A 16,789-nucleotide genomic window follows, 5' to 3' on the forward strand; every position below is an offset into this window, starting at 1 on the left:
GCACAGCGACGATGCGATCAGAAAAGCGTCAGTCGCGCTCGCGACCGAGAGCCTCGGAGAGCTGGGCGACCAGGTCGTCGCTGGGCGACGCGGCGCTGCGGTTGCTCTCCTCGAGCTGGGCGAGCAGCTCGGCCCGGTGGACCTTGAGCGAGCGTGGTGCGTCGATGCCGATCCGCACCACGTCGCCGCGCACTTCGAGCACCGTGATGGTGATGTCCTCACCCAGGACGACGCTCTCGCCTGCGCGACGACTCAGAACCAGCATGACCCCACCGTATCCCGCCCGGCCTCAGGAGTCGTCGTCAACGACCCGAATGGACACCAGTTCGGCACCGAGCCGTCACCCGAGCAGCGGCGCCGCAACCGGGAGCCCGGACTCGTCGAGCACGACCTGACCGGCCTTCTGGGTGACCGGGTTGACGAGCAACGGGGCGGCCAGGTTGGCGGTCGTGTCGTGCAGGCCGGTGCCGGCGTTGAGGACCACCAGGACCAGCACGTCGGCCGCCGACTCGATGCCCAGGTCGGTGACGACGTCGTCGCCGACCTCGGGGGCGTAGTCGGGGAAGAACGCCGCCGGCGGCACCACCAGGAACCGCAGTCCTGGCTCGTCGAGCGAGATCAGGCTGCACAGGTCGCTGGCCCCGTCGAGCTGGACCAGCGCGAAACGCTCGTGCCCCGGGAAGCCCACCAGCGGGCGCACCATGTCGATCACGGGGATCTCGAGGGGATGATGCTCGGCCACAGTGCCTCCTCGAGCTGGGTCTGGGACCGCCATCATGTCAAGGGCCTGGGTGGCCGTCATCGCAGGAAGTCCAGAAGACTCGGCTGCAGCACGCGAGCCGTGGCACCGAGGGCCGCCTGGTAGGCAACCTCCCGAAGACCCAGGTCGACCGTCGCCTTCGCGAGATCGACGTTCTCCACGCTCGACAGCGCGTTCGACAGCGTCAGGGTGGCGTCGTTGGCCACGCTGCGAGCGGTCTCCACCCGGACGGTGCGGGCCCCGATGTCGGCCTGGGCGTTCGACACGCGGTCGGAGTCGGCCTTGAGCGTCGAGATCGCGGTCTGGATCGCCGCCGAGTCGCCGGTCCGGAGCGCGTCCGACAGGTCGGTCAGGTGCGTGAAGACCGAGTCGCCCTCGGGTCCGAACACGGCCGGCCCCTCGAGGTCGATCCGGATGCGCGCGCCGTCGGCGACCGTGCGCACCACCCCGGACGGGGTGCCGAGCGCGTCCGGGTCGGCCAGCGTGCCGTCCGCCTTGTACGCCGCCCCGCCGGCGGTGATGCCACCGAAGATCGGCCGGTCGAGGTACTTCGTGTTCGCGGTGGTGATCAGCCCCTCGCGGATCTGGTCGACCTCCGTGGCGAGGGCTTCGAGCGCCTTCGGTCCGAGCGCGCCACCGTTGGCGCCCTGGAGCGCGATGTCGCGAGCCCGGCTGACCTGGGTGGTCGCCTCCTGCAGCGCACTGTCGCTCTGGTCGAGCCAGCCGACCGCGTCGTCGGCGTTGCGGACGTACTGCGTCTGGGCAGCCAGCGACGAGCGGATCCGCATCGCGCTGGTCGCACCCGTCGGGTCGTCCGACGGCCGGTTGATCAGGCGACCGGTGGTCAGCTGCTCCTGCGCCTTGGCCACGCGAGCCATCGCGGTCTGCATGCCGGTGAAGGACTGGCGGCTCAGCATGTTCTGAGTCATGCGCACGAGAGTCATCGGGGTCCCTTCGAAGTGGTGAGGCGAGGGAGCGGAGCGGAGGAACGGAGGAACGTCGTGGGCTGGTTCATCGGCCGACGATCCCGGTGCGGTTGATCAGGGTGTCGAGCATCTCGTCCACCGTCGTCATGACCCGTGCAGCAGCCTCGTACGAGTGCTGCGCCATCACCATGTTGACGGTCTCCTCGTCGATGCTGACGCCGGCCTGTTGCTCGCGGGCGGCGTCCACCTGCGACGTCATCGCCACCTGGTTGGCTGCGAGACGCTGGGTCGAGGCGACGGCGCTGCCGAAGCCGTTGACCAGGCGCTGGTAGCCGTCCTGGATGGTGATCGAGTCGGCCAGCTTGCTCGCATTCCCGGTGTCGTTGTTGCCGACACCGGGAGTCGTGCTGGCGACCGAGGAGACCGCGATCGCGGACGTCGACGTCACGACGACCTTGAGCGAGCCCGCCCGGTCCGGGTCGGTGTAGTCGAAGAACTTGCCCCCGACGGCGCCGGTGGCGTCGTACCCGTCGTCGTGCGCGTCGTTGAACGCGTCGGCGAACTGCTTCACGAGGTCGTTGAGCCCGGCCGCGTAGCCCGGGAGGACCACGTCGATGAGCTCGACGCTCGCGGCGAGCTCACCCGTCGGCGGGACTACGGCGGGGGTGGTGCCGTCCTGCTGCAGCAGGGTGAAGGCGACCGGCGAGCCGTCTCCGGCGCCGGTGGGAGTGATGCCGGTCGCGATCTGCAGCGTCGCCGAGGTCCGGCCGCTGACGAGCGAGACTCCCCCGAGCGTCATGTCCATGCCGCCGTCGGCTCGCGTGGTGGCGGTGGCACCGGTCAGCTCGGAGAGCCGCAGTGCGAGCTGGTCGCGGGTGTCCATGAGGGTGGCCGTGTCGCTGCCGTTCCCGCTCGAGGTCGAGATGGTGAAGTTGGTGTCCGCGAGCTGCTTGGCAACGTCGTTGATCTCCTGGACCGTGGACAGCACCCGAGCGCGCTGGTCGCCGGTCTCGTCCTCCAGGTTGCGCGCCTGGATGTTGAAGGCGTCTGCGACGACGTTGGCGTTGGCGAGCACCTGGCTGCGGGCAGCATCGCTGCTCGGGGCGTTGTTCAGGTCGTCCAGGCTCTTCTGGAAGGTGTCGATCGCCTTGGCGACACCGGTCTCGGACGGCTCGGCGATGCCGGTCTCGACGCGCGCCATGGCGGCGGCCTTGAGGTCGAGGTAGGACTGGCGACCGTGCTCGCGGCGCACCCGGGCGTCCAGCAGCGAGTCGACCATGCGCTGCACGCCGGAGGACTGCACGCCGCTGCCGATCTCGTTCGAGCGCGACCACACGGCGGGCGCCGCGGCGGCGCCGACGGTCTCTCCTACGACGCGGCGGCGTACGTATCCGTCGGTGGAGACGTTCGCGATGTTGGTGCTGGCGATGTCGAGCGCGGCCTGCTGGTAGCGCAGCGCCGACAGCGCGGTGTTGATCGAGGAGAAGGCCCCAGCCATGTCACAAGCTCCAATCTAGGACTGCGCTGCGCGCATCGCCGCGGGCCACCGCGCCTGCGGCCGTGTAGGTAGCGGCACCCTGGTCGATCCCCAGCAGGGTTTCCTGGGTGGCCCGGAGGCCGGCGACGATCAGCGCGCGGTTGGTCTGTGCCACCCGGGCGATCTCGTCGGTGAGAGCGAGGAAGTTGTCGCGGTGCTCGATGAGGATCGAGTGCCACGGCTCGGTCGCGGCGTCGATGAGCTCCCCGAGCGACGAGTTGGGGGCGAGGCCGGCAGCGTCGGCCGCCTCGTCGGCGGCGACGGCACGGAGGACCTCCATGTCGCGCAGCGCGGCAGAGGCCGCATCCACGTCATTGGCGGCGTTGGTGAGCCAGCGGGTGCGGCCCGTGGACATCACCATCGCCTCCAGCTCAAGGCGGTAGAGCAGGGCCTCGAGGAGCTCGCGCTCTCGCCAGAGGACCCAGGTCAGCTTCTCCACGTCACTCCCAGGATGCGTATCGATGGTCCAGACCAGCCGATCGGTTCGGCGGTGGTGTCAGGGAGCCCATCGGCGCCCTCCGGGGCCGTCCTGAGGAAAAGAGGGGCGCGAGATCACGCCCGAGCGCGAAGTTTCTCGTTTAAACCTGTTTGTGACCCAAGTCACCGTGAATCGCAGGTAAAAGGTTCAAGGAATCCGCAAGATATGCGGACACGCATGTCCGTGAAATGCACAATAAACGTCGTGACCCATTACAACGACGTCCCGTCGGGCTCCGAGGCGTTGATCGTGGTGCACGTGCCCCTGGTCGGCCACATCGTTCGCGAAACGATGGCCAGGGTCCCGTCTCACGTCGATCGCGACGACCTCAGCTCGGCCGGCCTGACCGCCCTCGTACAGGCGGCCCACTCCTTCGACCCTGACCGCGGGGTGCCGTTCAACCGATACGCCAGCACGCGCATCCGCGGCGCCATCCTCGACGAGCTCCGGAGCATCGACTGGGCCTCGCGCTCGGTACGACGCCGGGCCCGCGAGCTCGACGCCACCCGATCCCACCTCGCGACCGTCCTCGGCCGCCCGGCGACGACCACCGAGCTCGCCCAGGCCTCCGGGATGAGCACCGACGAGATCGCCGCGAACGAGGAGGACGTCGCCCGCGCCCAGGTGCTCTCCCTGCACGCCTCCGAGGACGACTCGCTGGGCGCCCGTCTGGTCAGCAGCACTCCGACGCCGGAGGCGCAGCTGGAGCACCGCGAGCAACTGACCTACATGGCCGAGGCCATCGCCGAGCTCCCGGAGCGACTGCGTCACGTCGTGGAGCAGTACTTCATCGCCGAGCGGCCGATGGCCGAGATCGCCGTCACCCTGGGCGTGACCGAGTCCCGTGTCTCTCAGCTGCGCGCCGAGGCGCTCGTGCTGCTCCGTGATGCGCTCAACAACGCTCTCGAGCCGGACCTGGTGCCCGAGGCATCGCGTCCCGGTGGCGCGGCGGCCCGGCGGCGCGAGGCCTACTTCGCGGCCGTCGCCGCCCGGCACGCGGCTGGGGTCCGTGGCTACCCGCACGACCGCGGAGCCGTGACCGCCAGCGCCTGACGCACCGCCTGCCCGGCGCGAGTCACACGCCTGAGGGGATCGCCGCAGAAGTTCCCGAGATTTCTGCGCCGATCCCCTCAGGCGTTCTCGCGCCCCGCCGATCTAACCGGCGCAGGAGCCCACGGACGGGCTCCCACCGACTCACCTCCAGGAAGGAAACCACCATGAGTCTCCGCATCAACCAGAACATCGACGCCCTGAACTCGTACCGCAACCTGTCGGTCACCCAGGGTCAGATGAGCAAGTCCCTCGAGAAGCTGTCCAGCGGCTACCGGATCAACCGTGCGGCGGACGACGCTGCCGGTCTGGCCATCTCCGAGGGTCTGCGGTCGCAGGTCGGTGGCCTCAAGGTCGCCGTCCGCAACACGCAGGACGGCGTTTCGGTCGTGCAGACCGCTGAAGGCGCACTCACGGAGACCCACTCCATCCTGCAGCGCATGCGTGACCTGTCGGTCCAGGCCGCCAACGACGGTGGTCTGAACGACGACGCGAAGGGCAACATCCAGTCCGAGCTCACCCAGCTCAACAGCGAGCTGGACCGGATCGCCAGCACCACCAAGTTCAACGGCACCAGCCTGCTCGACGGTTCCTACAACGGCACCTTCCAGGTCGGCGCGGACTCCGGCCAGACCATCAGCGTTGCCATCGGCTCGGCCGGCAAGGGCATGGACGCCGGTGGCCTCGGAGTTGCTGGCGTCGACGTCACCAAGGCCGCGACCGGCGTCGCGACCGGTGCCCGCACCACCGAGCCGGACGCCACCACGGCGACCGTCATCACGGTCACCGCCGGCAACTCGGGCGACTTCAGCGACACCACCGGTGTGCTCAACGGTTCGCTCACCTCCGGTGGGAAGACGCTCGACCTGGGCACCCTGAAGAAGGCCGACACGACCGTCGGTTGGGACGACGCGGCGAACACCGCTGTCCTGACCGCCGCGCTCGACAAGACCTTCGGCACTGGCAAGATCACGGCCGCTGTCGGCACCACCGACGTGGTCTTCACGGGCTCGGTCCCCGCCGGATCCACCACGGCGGACATCGCCACGGCCGACGTCACCTTCAACGGCCAGTCGGGCGCGTCCAACGCGATCGACAAGATCGACGCCGCGATCAAGACCGTCTCGACCACCCGCGCCAACCTCGGTGCGCTGCAGAACCGGTTCGAGCACACGGTGAACAACCTCAACGTCGCGGTGGAGAACCTCTCCGCGTCGGAGAGCCGCATCCGCGACACCGACATGGCTTCGGAGATGATGAGCTTCACCCGCTCGCAGATCCTGTCGCAGGCCGGTACCGCCATGCTGGCGCAGGCCAACCAGGCGCCCCAGGGCGTCCTGTCCCTGCTCCGCTGATCTCGCCGGCGGGTCGGTCGTCTGATCGGCCCGCCGACGAATCCACCACTCCGGGAGGGCGCTCGTCGCCCTCCCGGAGCACCGGGGTCCTTCGTGGCCCGCCCTTTGTGATTTCAGGAGGATCTCGTGGCCGGCGCCAGCAGCATCAGTGGCCTCTCCAGCGGTCTGAACACCGCAGACATCATCGACCAGCTCATGCAGCTGGAGGCGGTGCCACAGACGCGGCTCAAGACCCAGCAGACCGCCGAACAGGCTATCCAGACGGCGCTCAGGTCGCTGAACACCAACACCTCCCTCCTCGGGAGCAAGGCCGAGACGCTGGCCAAGCCGGCGACCTGGCAGACGCTCAAGGGCATCGTCACCGGTGCCGGGGTCTCGGTCGCGGTCACCGCCTCGGCGAGCGCGTCGTCCTTCTCGGTCACCGTCGACCGGCTCGCCAAGTCCCACCAGGTCGCCTTCACGAACGCGGCCGCCCTCACCGACGTGGTCGCCGGCTCCTCGGTCAAGCTGACCACCAACGATGGCACGGTCCACGACATCAGCACCGGCGGCGGCACGCTCAAGGAGGTCGCCGCGGCGATCAACGCCAAGTCGTCAGTGACCGGAGTGACGGCGACGACGGTCAAGGTCGCGGACGGCAGCTACAAGCTGCTCACCGAGTCCACCTCCACCGGTGCCGCCACGTCCTTCACGCTGACCAACGGCAACGGCTCCGGCCTGCTCGGCGGATCGACCGTCCGGGCCGGCGAGGATGCCCAGATCAGCCTCGGCGTGGGGATCACGGCGACCTCGACGAGCAACACCTTCACCGATATCACGCCGGGCGTCACGCTGACGCTCGCCCCGTCGGCCACCGTCGGCTCGGCCGTCTCCATCAAGGTCGCTCAGGACCCGACGAGCGTGTCGACGGCAGTGAGCGATCTCGTCGATCAGGTCAACCAGCTGCTCACGACGATCGACACCCAGACCGCCGCCAAGAGCGACACGTCCGCGGCCGGGGTGCTGGCCGGGGACCCGACCGCCCGGACCCTGCGCAACCAGCTGCTCGAGACCGTGTTCGGCGGCACCGAGTCCCTGGCCTCCCTGGGCATCCAGACCGATCGGTACGGCAAGCTCGTCTTCGACGCGGACAAGTTCAAGACGGCGTACGCCGCGGATCCGGCCGGCGTCGCCGCCAAGTTCACCACCGGCGCGACCCCCGAGACCGCCGGGTGGGCCGCCCGCGTCGCCGCCGCGGCCAAGACGGCGAGCAGCTCGACCGACGGCACGATCACCGCGTCGATCAACGGCCACGCGACCTCGATCGCACGTCTGGGCAAGAACATCACGGACTGGGACGACCGGCTGGCGATGCGTCGGACCTCGCTGGAGCGTCAGTACACGGCGCTCGAGACCGCACTGTCGACGCTGCAGAACCAGAGCACCTGGCTCGCGAGCCAGATCGCCAGCCTCCCGACCTACTCCTCCTGACCCGGCTCCCCAGCTCGTCCGCCCCTCATCGTGACCATGGAAGGAACACCGATGACGACTCTCAACCCGCGCGACACCTACCTTGCCGCCTCCGTCTCGACCGCGACGCCCTCACAGCTGCTCGTCATGCTGTACGGCCGCCTGGTCCTCGACGTCCAGCGTGCGACCGACGCCCTGCGTCGAGGTGAGCCCAGCCAGGCCCACGAGCAGCTGCTGCACGCGCAGGAGATCGTCCTCGAGCTCAACGCCAGCCTGGACATCACGTCGTGGGACGGCGGCGCCGGACTGGCCTCCCTGTACGACTACCTCCACCAGGAGCTGGTGCGGGCGAACATGGTCAAGGACCTCAAGGTCGCCGAGTTCTGCCTCCACGTCGTCACCGTCCTCCGCGACACCTGGACCGACGCCGCCGGCGCGTTGCTGGCGCAGTCGGCATGAGCATCCCGGCATGAACGACGACCGGCACCACCTGCACTGGGCGACCGCGCTCGACCGGCTCGAGCTCGAGGTGATCCTCGCCGAGCGACGGCTCGAGGACCCGACGCGTCCGACTCCGGACACGTGGGACGAACCCGACCTCCAGGGTCCGATCCCCGCAGACCTCCGCGATCGCGCGCTTGCCCTGCGTGAGCGGCAGCACCGCGTGCGAGTCGCGATGACCACCCTCCTCGGGACGATCGGCCGCCAGCACGACTTCGCCAACCGTGTGGATCGCGCGACCCGGGCGCCCGCGGGCGCCGTCTTCCTCGACGTCACTGCCTGACGGCAGTCGAGCGGGAACTTCGGGACCTTTTCCTGCTCGTTTTCCTCAAGACCGGCGAACACTCGCCGATCAGTTCTCGCGAGCACGGATGCTCACACCCCCGCCGACGGAACGGCCACCAACCTCGTATCCCTCGGAGGCATGGCGTGTCGTTCCACCTCTCCGATCCTGTTGGCGCGATCCTCGGATCCGCCCTCGACGGGATCGCTCTCCGTCAGCGTGTGATCGCTGACAACATCGCGAACGTCGACACCCCGCACTATCGCGCGAGCAGTGTCAACTTCGAAGACAACCTTCGCTCGGCGATCGCCTCGGGCAGCCCCGACGGCTCGATCTCGCCGACGTTGGCTGCCACCGACACTCCGGTCGGCGCCAACGACAACAACGTTGACCTCCGCAAGGAGACGCTGGCGGCGGTCCAGTCGCAGTTCCAGTACCAGATGATCACGCGCGCCACGAGCGACCGCTTCGATCTCGTCCGCACGATGGCGGCCGCCTGATGGATGCCTTCGACACCCTGCGCATCGCGAGCTCCTCGCTGGGCATGCACCAGACCTGGCTCGACTCGCTGGCCAACAACATCGCCAACGTCAACACGGTGGTGCCCACGAGCGAGACCGCCTTCCAGACGCAGCTGCCGATCGTGCGCGCCGTCCCCGGCGGTGGCGTCGAGGTCACGGGTCTGGCACTCGGAGACCCCGAGGGTCGCCTCGTCTCTGACCCGAGCAACCCGATGGCCGACGCCGACGGCTACGTCCGCGCCCCGGAGGACGACCTCGGCACCCAGATGACCCAGTTGATCATGGCCCAGCGTGGCTTCCAGGCTTCGGTCCAGGTCACCAAGGACGCGCAGGAGAACTACCGCAGCGCGCTCGAGATCGGCCGCCGATGAGTGTCTCCGGGATCGAGGCCGTCGGCTTCCAGCCGTACGTCGCCCCGCAGCTGTCCACGGACGCGGTCACCGGCACCACCGGCGCCTCGGGCGCGAGCTCGGCGTTCGGCGACCTGCTCGTCGACGGCCTGGACCGCCTCGAGGCCGTCCAGGACAAGTCGGACAAGCTCGCCGTCCAGGCCGCCACCGGTGACCTCAACGACATGCACGACTACACCGTGGCCGCCACCGAGGCCTCCGTGACCGCGCAGCTGACCGTCGCCGTACGCAACCGCGCGCTGGAGGCGTTCAACGAGATCATGCGGATGCCGATCGGATGAAGCAGAACCTCAACCGCACGCTCGCGCGTCTGCGGTCCACCTTCATGTCCTTCACGCTCGGCCAGCGCCTCGTCGTCGCGGTCGGCGGCGCAGCTCTGCTCCTCGCGGCGTTCATGGTCTTCCGCTGGGTGTCGACGCCGAACTACGCGCCGCTCTACAGCAACCTCGCCGCCGAGGACGCCTCCGCGGTCGTCGACGAGCTCACCGCCGAGGGCGTCCCGTACGAGCTGGCAGACAGCGGCAGCACGATCATGGTGCCGCGCGACAAGGTCTACTCGACCCGCATCACGCTCTCGGGCCAGGGCCTGCCCGCCGACAGCGGAGACCAGGGCTACACCCTCCTGGACGGCCAGGACATCTCGACGTCCGACTTCCAGGAGCAGACCGACTTCAAGCGTGCGATGGAGGGCGAGCTCTCGAAGACCATCGAGGCGATCGACGGCGTCAACACGGCCGTCGTACACCTCGCGCTGCCGGAGAAGAAGGTGTTCTCCGACGAGCAGGACCCGACCACCGCGTCCGTCCTGATCGACACCTCGGCCGGCACCGCCGTCGCCCCGGAGAAGGTGCAGGCGATCGTCAACCTGGTCGCGTCCAGTATCGACGGGCTCGACTCCGGCAACGTCACGGTGGCCGACTCCACCGGCAAGGTCCTCTCTGACGAGAGCGCCGCCGGCGGGGTGGGCGCAGGGCCGCAGGCCCAGGCCGTGACCGACTTCCAGGCGCGCAAGACCCAGCAGATCCAGACGATGCTCGATCGGGTGCTCGGCGCCGGGAACTCGACCGTCCAGGTCTCTGCCGACCTCGACTTCGACAAGTCCATCCAGGAGTCGACCACTTACAACACGAAGAAGAAGACGCCGGCGCTCTCGGAGTCGTCCAGCAAGGAGACGTACACCGGCACCGGCACCGCCGGCGGCAGCACCGGGGTCGTCGGGCCTGATGGTCAGATGGACTCGACCGGCACTGCGACCACCGGCGACGGACGACCCAACCAGTACGACAAGCAGTCGGTGACCCGCGACAACGCCGTCGAGAAGACCCAGGAGCACCGCGAGGCTGCCCCTGGCAGCGTCCGGTCTCTGCACATCGGCGTGGTGCTCGACACCGAGTCCGCGCAGGGCGTGGATGCGGCCGACGTCAAGGACCTGATCTCCGCCGCGGTCGGCATCGACGCCGCTCGTGGTGACACGGTCGAGGTCTCGACGATGGCCTTCGACCGCTCTGCGGACACCGCTGCTGCCGAGGAGCTCGCGGCCGCCAACAAGGCCAAGGCTGATGCCCGGCGCTGGTCGATGATCCGCAACGGCGGCATCGCCCTCGCCATCCTCGCGATGGTGCTGCTGGCGTGGCTCCGAGCACGCCGGGGCAAGCGGGAGCGCGATGCCCGCACCGAGATCCTGGTCGAGCAGCTGCGCTCCGACGCAGCGGCCCGCGCCGCTGCAGCCGCGGCCCTCGAGCCGACTCCTGCGGTCGCCGCCCTGGAGGCAGCAGACCAGGCCGCCAACGACGAGATGCGGCGTGAGATCGCCGCCCTTGCCGAGCGCCAACCCGACGAGATCGCCACGCTGCTCCGCGGCTGGCTGGTGGAGCGAACCTGATGACGGTCAACCTCGCAACGCTCGGCGTCCGCAAGGCCGCCATCATCCTGATCCAGCTCGGCCGCGAGAAGGCCGGAGAGGTGCTCAGCCACCTGTCCGAGTCCGAGGTCGAGGCCATCTCCGCCGAGATCGCCCAGCTGGACGTCGTCGACGCCGCCGAGAGCAGCGCCGTGCTGACGGAGTTCTCCGAGATGGCGACCGCTCAGGCGCACATCTCGCACGGTGGCCTGGCCTTCGCGCGCACCATGCTCGAGCAGTCGGTCGGTCTGGACCGCGCCACCGAGATCATGGAGCGCCTGCAGGCAGCCGCGGTGAAGATGCCGTTCCAGTTCCTGCACCGTGCCGATCCCCGCCAGGTCCGCACCTTCATCGCCGACGAGCACCCGCAGGTCATCGCGCTCGTGCTCGCCCACATGACGCCCGACAAGGCGTCGGCGGTGATGGCCGGACTGGCACCTCACCTGCAGGCCGAGACGGCCCACCGCATCGCGGTGATGGACCGGACGACGCCGGAGATCATCCGCGCGGTCGAGGCCAACCTCGAGCGCAAGCTCTCGTCGGTCCTGCAGCCGTCCGAGCTGTCCCGGGTCGGCGGCGTCGACCCTCTGGTCAACATCATCAACCGGTCCGACCGCGTCACCGAGCGTCAGATCGTCGAAGGACTGGAGTCCCTCGACGCCGAGCTCGCCGACGAGGTCCGCAGCCGGATGTTCATGTTCGAGGACATCGTCCACCTCGACGACAAGTCGGTGCAGCTGGTGCTGCGCCAGGTCAACGAGGCCGAGCTGGCCCTGGCGCTCAAGGGTGTCAGCGAGTCGGTCCGCACCAAGATCACGTCCAACCTGTCGTCCCGCGCGGCCCAGACCCTCATCGAAGAGGTCGACCTGCTGGGCGCCGTCCGCCTGACCCAGGTGGAAGAGGCCCAGCAGAGCGTGATCCGCAAGATCCGTCAGCTCGAGGAGCAGGGCCAGATCGTGGTCCACCGCAGCGGCAGCGAGGAGGAGCTCGTTGTCTGAGGCACTGGCTCACCCCGACACCTGGCGGTCCGCCGAACGACCCGACCTGCGACACGGCGACTGGACCCGGCTCGGCGACGAGAGGGTGCTGGGCGACGGCGCGACCGAGGCAGTGCTCGGCCGCCTCGCCGAGCGCGCCCGCACCGCTGCCCAGGCGCAGGGGTACGCCGTCGGCTGGTCCGAGGGCCAGCGGGCCGCGCTACGCCGGAGCGCCGAGCAGTCGGCCGTGGCCGCCGCCGAGGCCGAGCGACGCGACCAGGCCCGGACGCGAGAGCACCAGGCCGCCGTCGCCGGACTCCGCGCCGCCGCGGCCGCCTTGGCGGCGTCCGCGGACGAGGTGGCCGCGCAGATCGCCGAGCAGGCCACCGACCTCGCGTTCGAGGTGGTCCGAACCCTGCTCGGTCACGAGCTCGCGGCGGCAGCCGACCCCGGGGCCGACGTGGTCGCCCGAGTGCTCGCCGTCCTCCCGAAGGACCCCACGACGGTCGTGCGCCTGCACCCCTCCACCGCGACGTACGACGGGCTCGCCGAGCTGACCGCCCACGGAGTCGACGTCGTCGCGGACGGCTCGCTCGACCTGCACGACGCCGTCGTCGAGACCGACACCTCGGCCATCGACCTGCGGCTCTCCCTGGCCCTCGAACGCCTCCGCGAGGCACTCTCATGAGCGCGCTCACCGCCGAGCGCGGTGCCGCGGCTCGCGCGGCCGTCGTACCGCCGCGACTGGGCCGGGTCTCCGGCCTCCTCGGGCTCCGCGTCACCGTGTCCGGGGTGGCCGCCGCCCTCGGCGACCTCCTCGAGGTCCGCGGGACGATCGGTCCCGTGCCCGTCGAGGTGGTGGCGAGCGAGCACGGCGTGCTCACCTGCCTGCCCCTCGCCGAGACGACCGGCCTCCGCGTCGGCGACCATGTCGAGGCGAGCGGGCTCGGCCTGCGCATCGCCGTCGGCGAGGACCTGCGCGGCCGCGTGCTCGACGGGCTCGGCCGCCCGATCGATGACGGCCCCTCCCTCGCGCACCTGCCGCAGGTGGTGGTCAACAACGAGACCCCGAACGCCCTGCTCCGCCCGCGCATCGACCAGCAGCTGAGCCTCGGCGTCCGCGCCATGGACGCGCTGACAGCCTGCGGCCGCGGCCAGCGCCTCGGCATCATGGCCGGCTCGGGTGTCGGCAAGTCCAGCCTGCTGTCGATGATCGCGCGCGGCACCGACGCCGAGATCTCTGTCATCGCCCTGATCGGTGAGCGTGGTCGCGAGGTCCGGGAGTTCCTGGAGAACGACCTCGGCACCGAAGGCCTGGCCCGCTCCATCGTCGTCGTCGCGACGTCGGACGAGCCGCCCGTCGTACGACTGCGGGCGGCCTTCGTCGCCACCCGGATCGCCGAGTGGTTCCGCGACTCGGGGCGTCACGTCGTCCTGATGATGGACAGCCTGACGCGCGTCGCCCTGGCGCAGCGCGAGATCGGGCTCTCGGCCGGCGAGCCCCCGGCCACCCGCGGCTTCCCGCCGAGCGTGTTCGCGATGTTGCCCCAGCTCCTCGAGCGCGCCGGTACCTCGCCGTCGGGAAGCATCACCGGTCTCTACACCGTCCTCGTCGAGGGCGACGACATGCAGGACCCGATCGGCGACTCCGCTCGCTCCATCCTGGACGGCCACATCGTCCTCACCCGCGAGCTCGCCACGTCCGGGCACTTCCCGAGCATCGACGTGCTCGAGTCGATCTCGCGGGTCTCCGCGATCGTCTCGCCCACCGGCAAGCAGGACGCCCAGCGACTGCGCCGCCTGCTGGCCGCGCACCGCAACGTCAAGGAGCTCGTCGAGATCGGCGCGTACGTCCAGGGCACCGACCCCGACGCCGACCTCGCGCTGGCCCTGATGCCGGCGATCGAGGCCTTCCTGCGCCAAGACATGGATGACGCAACTCCCGCGGCCGAGACCTGGGCCGCCCTGAGCCAGCTGGTGATGACATGACACGCAAGCAAGGAAACCTCCGCGGGTTGCTCCGCCTGCGCAGCGTGCGCGAGCAGGACAGCCGCATCGGCCTCGCCACCGCACTCCAGGAGGAGCGAGAGGCGGCCGCCAAGCTGGCCGACCTGCAGCAGCTGCTCGAGAGCCTGCCGATGCCGGCGGCCTCCGACCTCGCGGCGTTCCAGGGTCGCCAGCACACGATCGGGCTGGTCCGCGACGCGCTGGCCGACACCCGGGCCACGCTCGAGACCGCCCGAATCCTCACCGCTGCCGCGCGAGAGCGCTGGGCCTCCGACCGCAGCCGTCTCGCCGCCGTCGAGTCCCTCGTCGAGCGTCGTGCCGCAGCCGCGCGCGCCGAGCGTCAGCGGCGGGAGACCCGCGAGCTCGACGAGGTCGCCGAGGAGATGTGGCGTCGCCGTACTCTCCTCGCCGTCGCTGTCGGAGGTGCCCGATGAGCATCGCCGAGGTCACCAGCCGGATCAGCGAGATCCAGTCCCAGCTCTCCCTCCTGCGTCCGACGACCAGCACCCGCACCGCCAGCACCAGCGCGACCGACTTCTCCAGCGCGCTCGACGACGCGACCACGACCGCTTCGACGGCCATCGGGGCCGGCAGTGCGCAGGGCGACGCCGTCGTCGCGGGCGCCCGGAAGTACCTGGGAGTCCCCTACGTGTGGGGTGGCACCGACCCCGCGAACGGCCTGGACTGCTCCGGGCTCGTGCAGAAGGTCTACTCGGAGCTCGGCTACGACCTGCCCCGAGTCTCGTACCAGCAGGCCGAGGCCGGCCGCCCCGTCGCGAGCTTGGCCCAGGCGCAGCCCGGCGACATCCTCGCCTTCGGGTCCCCGGTCCACCACGTCGGCATCTACATCGGCGACAACCAGATGATCCACGCTCCGCGCCCCGGCAAGGACGTCGAGGTCTCGTCGGTCTACGAGACCCCGACCGCGATCCGCCGGGTCATCCCCGACGCCGGCTCGGCCGGCGCCATCGGGGGTGACGCACGCGTCGCCGCCGGCACGCCGTACGCGTCGCTGTTCGAGGGCGCCGCAGCCAGGTACGGCGTGAGCGCGGACCTGCTCTCGGCCGTGGCCAAGCAGGAGTCCGGCTACAACCCGAGCGTCACCAGCCACGCCGGCGCACAGGGCCTGATGCAGCTGATGCCGGCGACGGCCCAAGGTCTGGGCGTCACCAACGCCTACGACCCGGGCCAGGCCGTCGATGGTGCCGCCCGCCTGCTGAGCAGCCTGCTCGACCGGTTCGGGAGCACCGAGCTCGCGCTCGCGGCGTACAACGCCGGGCCCGGCGCCGTGCTCCGCTACGACGGCATCCCGCCGTACGCCGAGACCCAGAGCTATGTCCGCTCCGTCATGTCGACGCTGGAGGCAGCATGAACCCCACGACCCTCCTGAGCGGGCTCGGAGCCGCCATCACCGCCGACCCCGCGACCGGCAGCGCGAGCAGCGCCGGCCGCGACGCGGCATCGGGGAGCGGTGACCTGTTCCTGGCTCTGGTGGCCGGCCTCCTGCAGGGCGACACCCAGGCCGCCCCGGGATCCGCCAACCCCGCGGCTCCGGCCGAGCCGACCGAGGACGGCGCCGAGGCGACACCTCCGGACCTCCCGGCCCTCCCCGTCGTCGCGACACCCGAACCGGTGCCGGCAGCCCCGGAGGAGCCCGCCCCCGCCACCGACGAGCCCGTGGCGACCGGGGTCGACGTCTCCGCGCTGCAGATCGCGCTCGGGATGCCCCCGATGGTCGCCCAGGCGGCCGCGAGCACCCCGGCCACCGCGAGCGTCGACGGTACGACGACGTCCGTGACGCCGGCCGACGCTGCCCCGACCGCGCCGACCACGGCGCCGGCCGATCCGCTGGCGCCGGCAGGTGGTTCCGGGCAGGCCGGCGCCGATGCCGGTCAGTCCGGCGATCCCGACCCGGACGCCGCGACCACGCCGGCACCACCGACCGCGACCGACACCGCCGGCCAGCCGGCCGGGAGCGCGACCGCCCGACGGACCGAGGCACGCGCCGACGCATCGCCGGCTCCGTCCCCGGCCCCGACCACGTCCGTGCCCGGTGCCGCCACGGTCACGCCGACCACGGCGGTGTCCGGAGCACCGACCGCCTCCGCAGACGTCCACCGCGTCGCGGGCCAGGTCTTCCCCGAGGTGCTCCGCGCCTCCGCCAACACCGACACCGGCACCAGCCGGGTGACCGTCAGGCTCAACCCCGAGTCGCTCGGCGAGGTCCGGGTCGTGCTGACCCAGCGTCGTGGCGGGCTCGAGGTGAGCCTCGCGGCGGGGGCCGACGCGCAACGCGCACTCACCGACGGGGCGCCCGAGCTGCGCCGACTGCTGGAGTCCGTCGGCCGGGCCGACTCGCGAATCCTGATCCGCGACCTCCCGACCGGCCCGCTCCCCACGGCGGCCACCCCGAGCGCACCCGCGGTGCGCACCGATGTCTCGACCGACCTGGCCGGCGGGGCCTGGTCGGGCGCCGGACGCCCTGGCGGCGATCCGGCACCGGACCGGGAGCACTCCCGGCACCACCCAGGAAGCAGCAACGCCACGGATGGCATCTCCAGCGCGATCCCCGCATCGCGACCGACCACGACCACGAGTCGGGGCCGAGCCGGCCTCGACCTGAGCATGTGAGGAG

The 16,789-nt window shown here is 70.6% G+C and carries 20 protein-coding genes; 15 read left to right on the plus strand and 5 right to left on the minus strand.

All coding sequences use genetic code 11. The features are described from left to right. Nucleotides 1-28: 28 nt before the first annotated feature. The 5 genes from csrA to flgN all read right to left on the minus strand — a co-directional run bounded on the left by csrA (nt 29) and on the right by flgN (nt 3,662). Nucleotides 29-265 (minus strand): carbon storage regulator CsrA, encoded by a 237-nt coding sequence (gene csrA / locus ABEA33_RS11760; protein WP_345526965.1) that lies wholly within the window; start codon nt 263-265, stop codon nt 29-31. A 75-nt stretch (nt 266-340) separates the two neighbouring features. Then, nucleotides 341-742 carry a flagellar assembly protein FliW gene (fliW, locus tag ABEA33_RS11765; RefSeq protein ID WP_345526966.1) on the minus strand — a complete coding sequence of 134 codons (402 nt, stop codon included), beginning with the start codon at nt 740-742 and terminating at the stop codon, nt 341-343. A gap of 56 nt (nt 743-798) precedes the next feature. Further along, nucleotides 799-1,689, minus strand: a complete 891-nt coding sequence (flgL, locus tag ABEA33_RS11770; RefSeq protein WP_345526967.1) for a flagellar hook-associated protein FlgL — start codon at nt 1,687-1,689, stop codon at nt 799-801. 82 nt (nt 1,690-1,771) lie between these two features. After that, on the minus strand, nt 1,772-3,184 hold the full coding sequence (gene flgK / locus ABEA33_RS11775; protein ID WP_345526968.1) for a flagellar hook-associated protein FlgK: 1,413 nt from the start codon (nt 3,182-3,184) through the stop codon (nt 1,772-1,774). Nucleotide 3,185: 1 nt separating this feature from the next. Continuing rightward, nucleotides 3,186-3,662, minus strand: a complete 477-nt coding sequence (flgN, locus tag ABEA33_RS11780) for a flagellar export chaperone FlgN (RefSeq protein ID WP_345526970.1) — start codon at nt 3,660-3,662, stop codon at nt 3,186-3,188. A gap of 243 nt (nt 3,663-3,905) precedes the next feature. On the opposite strand from flgN, the gene ABEA33_RS11785 reads away from it, so the two are divergent. The 15 genes from ABEA33_RS11785 to ABEA33_RS11855 all read left to right on the plus strand — a co-directional run bounded on the left by ABEA33_RS11785 (nt 3,906) and on the right by ABEA33_RS11855 (nt 16,785). Next, nucleotides 3,906-4,754, plus strand: a complete 849-nt coding sequence (locus ABEA33_RS11785) for a sigma-70 family RNA polymerase sigma factor (protein ID WP_345526971.1) — start codon at nt 3,906-3,908, stop codon at nt 4,752-4,754. 164 nt (nt 4,755-4,918) lie between these two features. After that, on the plus strand, nt 4,919-6,106 hold the full coding sequence (locus ABEA33_RS11790) for a flagellin N-terminal helical domain-containing protein (protein ID WP_345526972.1): 1,188 nt from the start codon (nt 4,919-4,921) through the stop codon (nt 6,104-6,106). A gap of 126 nt (nt 6,107-6,232) precedes the next feature. Beyond that, nucleotides 6,233-7,576 carry a flagellar filament capping protein FliD gene (fliD, locus tag ABEA33_RS11795; protein ID WP_345526973.1) on the plus strand — a complete coding sequence of 448 codons (1,344 nt, stop codon included), beginning with the start codon at nt 6,233-6,235 and terminating at the stop codon, nt 7,574-7,576. Between the two features lie 51 nt (nt 7,577-7,627). Continuing rightward, on the plus strand, nt 7,628-8,014 hold the full coding sequence (gene fliS / locus ABEA33_RS11800) for a flagellar export chaperone FliS (RefSeq protein WP_345526974.1): 387 nt from the start codon (nt 7,628-7,630) through the stop codon (nt 8,012-8,014). A 10-nt stretch (nt 8,015-8,024) separates the two neighbouring features. Further along, on the plus strand, nt 8,025-8,339 hold the full coding sequence (locus ABEA33_RS11805; RefSeq protein ID WP_345526975.1) for a hypothetical protein: 315 nt from the start codon (nt 8,025-8,027) through the stop codon (nt 8,337-8,339). 146 nt (nt 8,340-8,485) lie between these two features. Then, nucleotides 8,486-8,839 carry a flagellar basal body rod protein FlgB gene (locus ABEA33_RS11810; protein WP_345526976.1) on the plus strand — a complete coding sequence of 118 codons (354 nt, stop codon included), beginning with the start codon at nt 8,486-8,488 and terminating at the stop codon, nt 8,837-8,839. Then, complete coding sequence (locus tag ABEA33_RS11815; protein ID WP_345526977.1) at nt 8,839-9,231, plus strand: flagellar basal body rod protein FlgC; 393 nt, start codon at nt 8,839-8,841, stop codon at nt 9,229-9,231. Before ABEA33_RS11810 ends, ABEA33_RS11815 begins: the two co-directional genes overlap by 1 nt. Then, a complete protein-coding gene (gene fliE / locus ABEA33_RS11820; RefSeq protein ID WP_345526978.1) occupies nt 9,228-9,551 on the plus strand; it encodes a flagellar hook-basal body complex protein FliE in 324 nt (107 codons plus the stop codon). The genes ABEA33_RS11815 and fliE overlap by 4 nt, the downstream gene beginning before the upstream one ends. After that, nucleotides 9,548-11,152: a flagellar basal-body MS-ring/collar protein FliF gene (fliF, locus tag ABEA33_RS11825; protein WP_345526979.1), complete on the plus strand. Its 1,605-nt coding sequence runs from the start codon at nt 9,548-9,550 to the stop codon at nt 11,150-11,152. The genes fliE and fliF overlap by 4 nt, the downstream gene beginning before the upstream one ends. Next, nucleotides 11,152-12,168 carry a flagellar motor switch protein FliG gene (gene fliG / locus ABEA33_RS11830; RefSeq protein WP_345526980.1) on the plus strand — a complete coding sequence of 339 codons (1,017 nt, stop codon included), beginning with the start codon at nt 11,152-11,154 and terminating at the stop codon, nt 12,166-12,168. The genes fliF and fliG overlap by 1 nt, the downstream gene beginning before the upstream one ends. Next, nucleotides 12,161-12,835: a FliH/SctL family protein gene (locus tag ABEA33_RS11835; RefSeq protein WP_345526981.1), complete on the plus strand. Its 675-nt coding sequence runs from the start codon at nt 12,161-12,163 to the stop codon at nt 12,833-12,835. The genes fliG and ABEA33_RS11835 overlap by 8 nt, the downstream gene beginning before the upstream one ends. Beyond that, complete coding sequence (locus tag ABEA33_RS11840; protein WP_345526982.1) at nt 12,832-14,136, plus strand: FliI/YscN family ATPase; 1,305 nt, start codon at nt 12,832-12,834, stop codon at nt 14,134-14,136. Before ABEA33_RS11835 ends, ABEA33_RS11840 begins: the two co-directional genes overlap by 4 nt. Beyond that, a complete protein-coding gene (locus ABEA33_RS11845) occupies nt 14,133-14,588 on the plus strand; it encodes a flagellar FliJ family protein (protein WP_345526983.1) in 456 nt (151 codons plus the stop codon). The genes ABEA33_RS11840 and ABEA33_RS11845 overlap by 4 nt, the downstream gene beginning before the upstream one ends. Continuing rightward, nucleotides 14,585-15,526 (plus strand): transglycosylase SLT domain-containing protein, encoded by a 942-nt coding sequence (locus ABEA33_RS11850; protein WP_345526984.1) that lies wholly within the window; start codon nt 14,585-14,587, stop codon nt 15,524-15,526. Before ABEA33_RS11845 ends, ABEA33_RS11850 begins: the two co-directional genes overlap by 4 nt. Next, the gene (locus ABEA33_RS11855; protein WP_345526985.1) at nt 15,523-16,785 is read left to right on the plus strand and encodes a flagellar hook-length control protein FliK; all 1,263 of its coding nucleotides are present in this window, start codon (nt 15,523-15,525) and stop codon (nt 16,783-16,785) included. The genes ABEA33_RS11850 and ABEA33_RS11855 overlap by 4 nt, the downstream gene beginning before the upstream one ends. Nucleotides 16,786-16,789: the final 4 nt, after the last annotated feature.

The organism is Nocardioides endophyticus (assembly GCF_039543845.1).
Classification (GTDB): Bacteria; Actinomycetota; Actinomycetes; order Propionibacteriales; family Nocardioidaceae; genus Nocardioides; species Nocardioides endophyticus.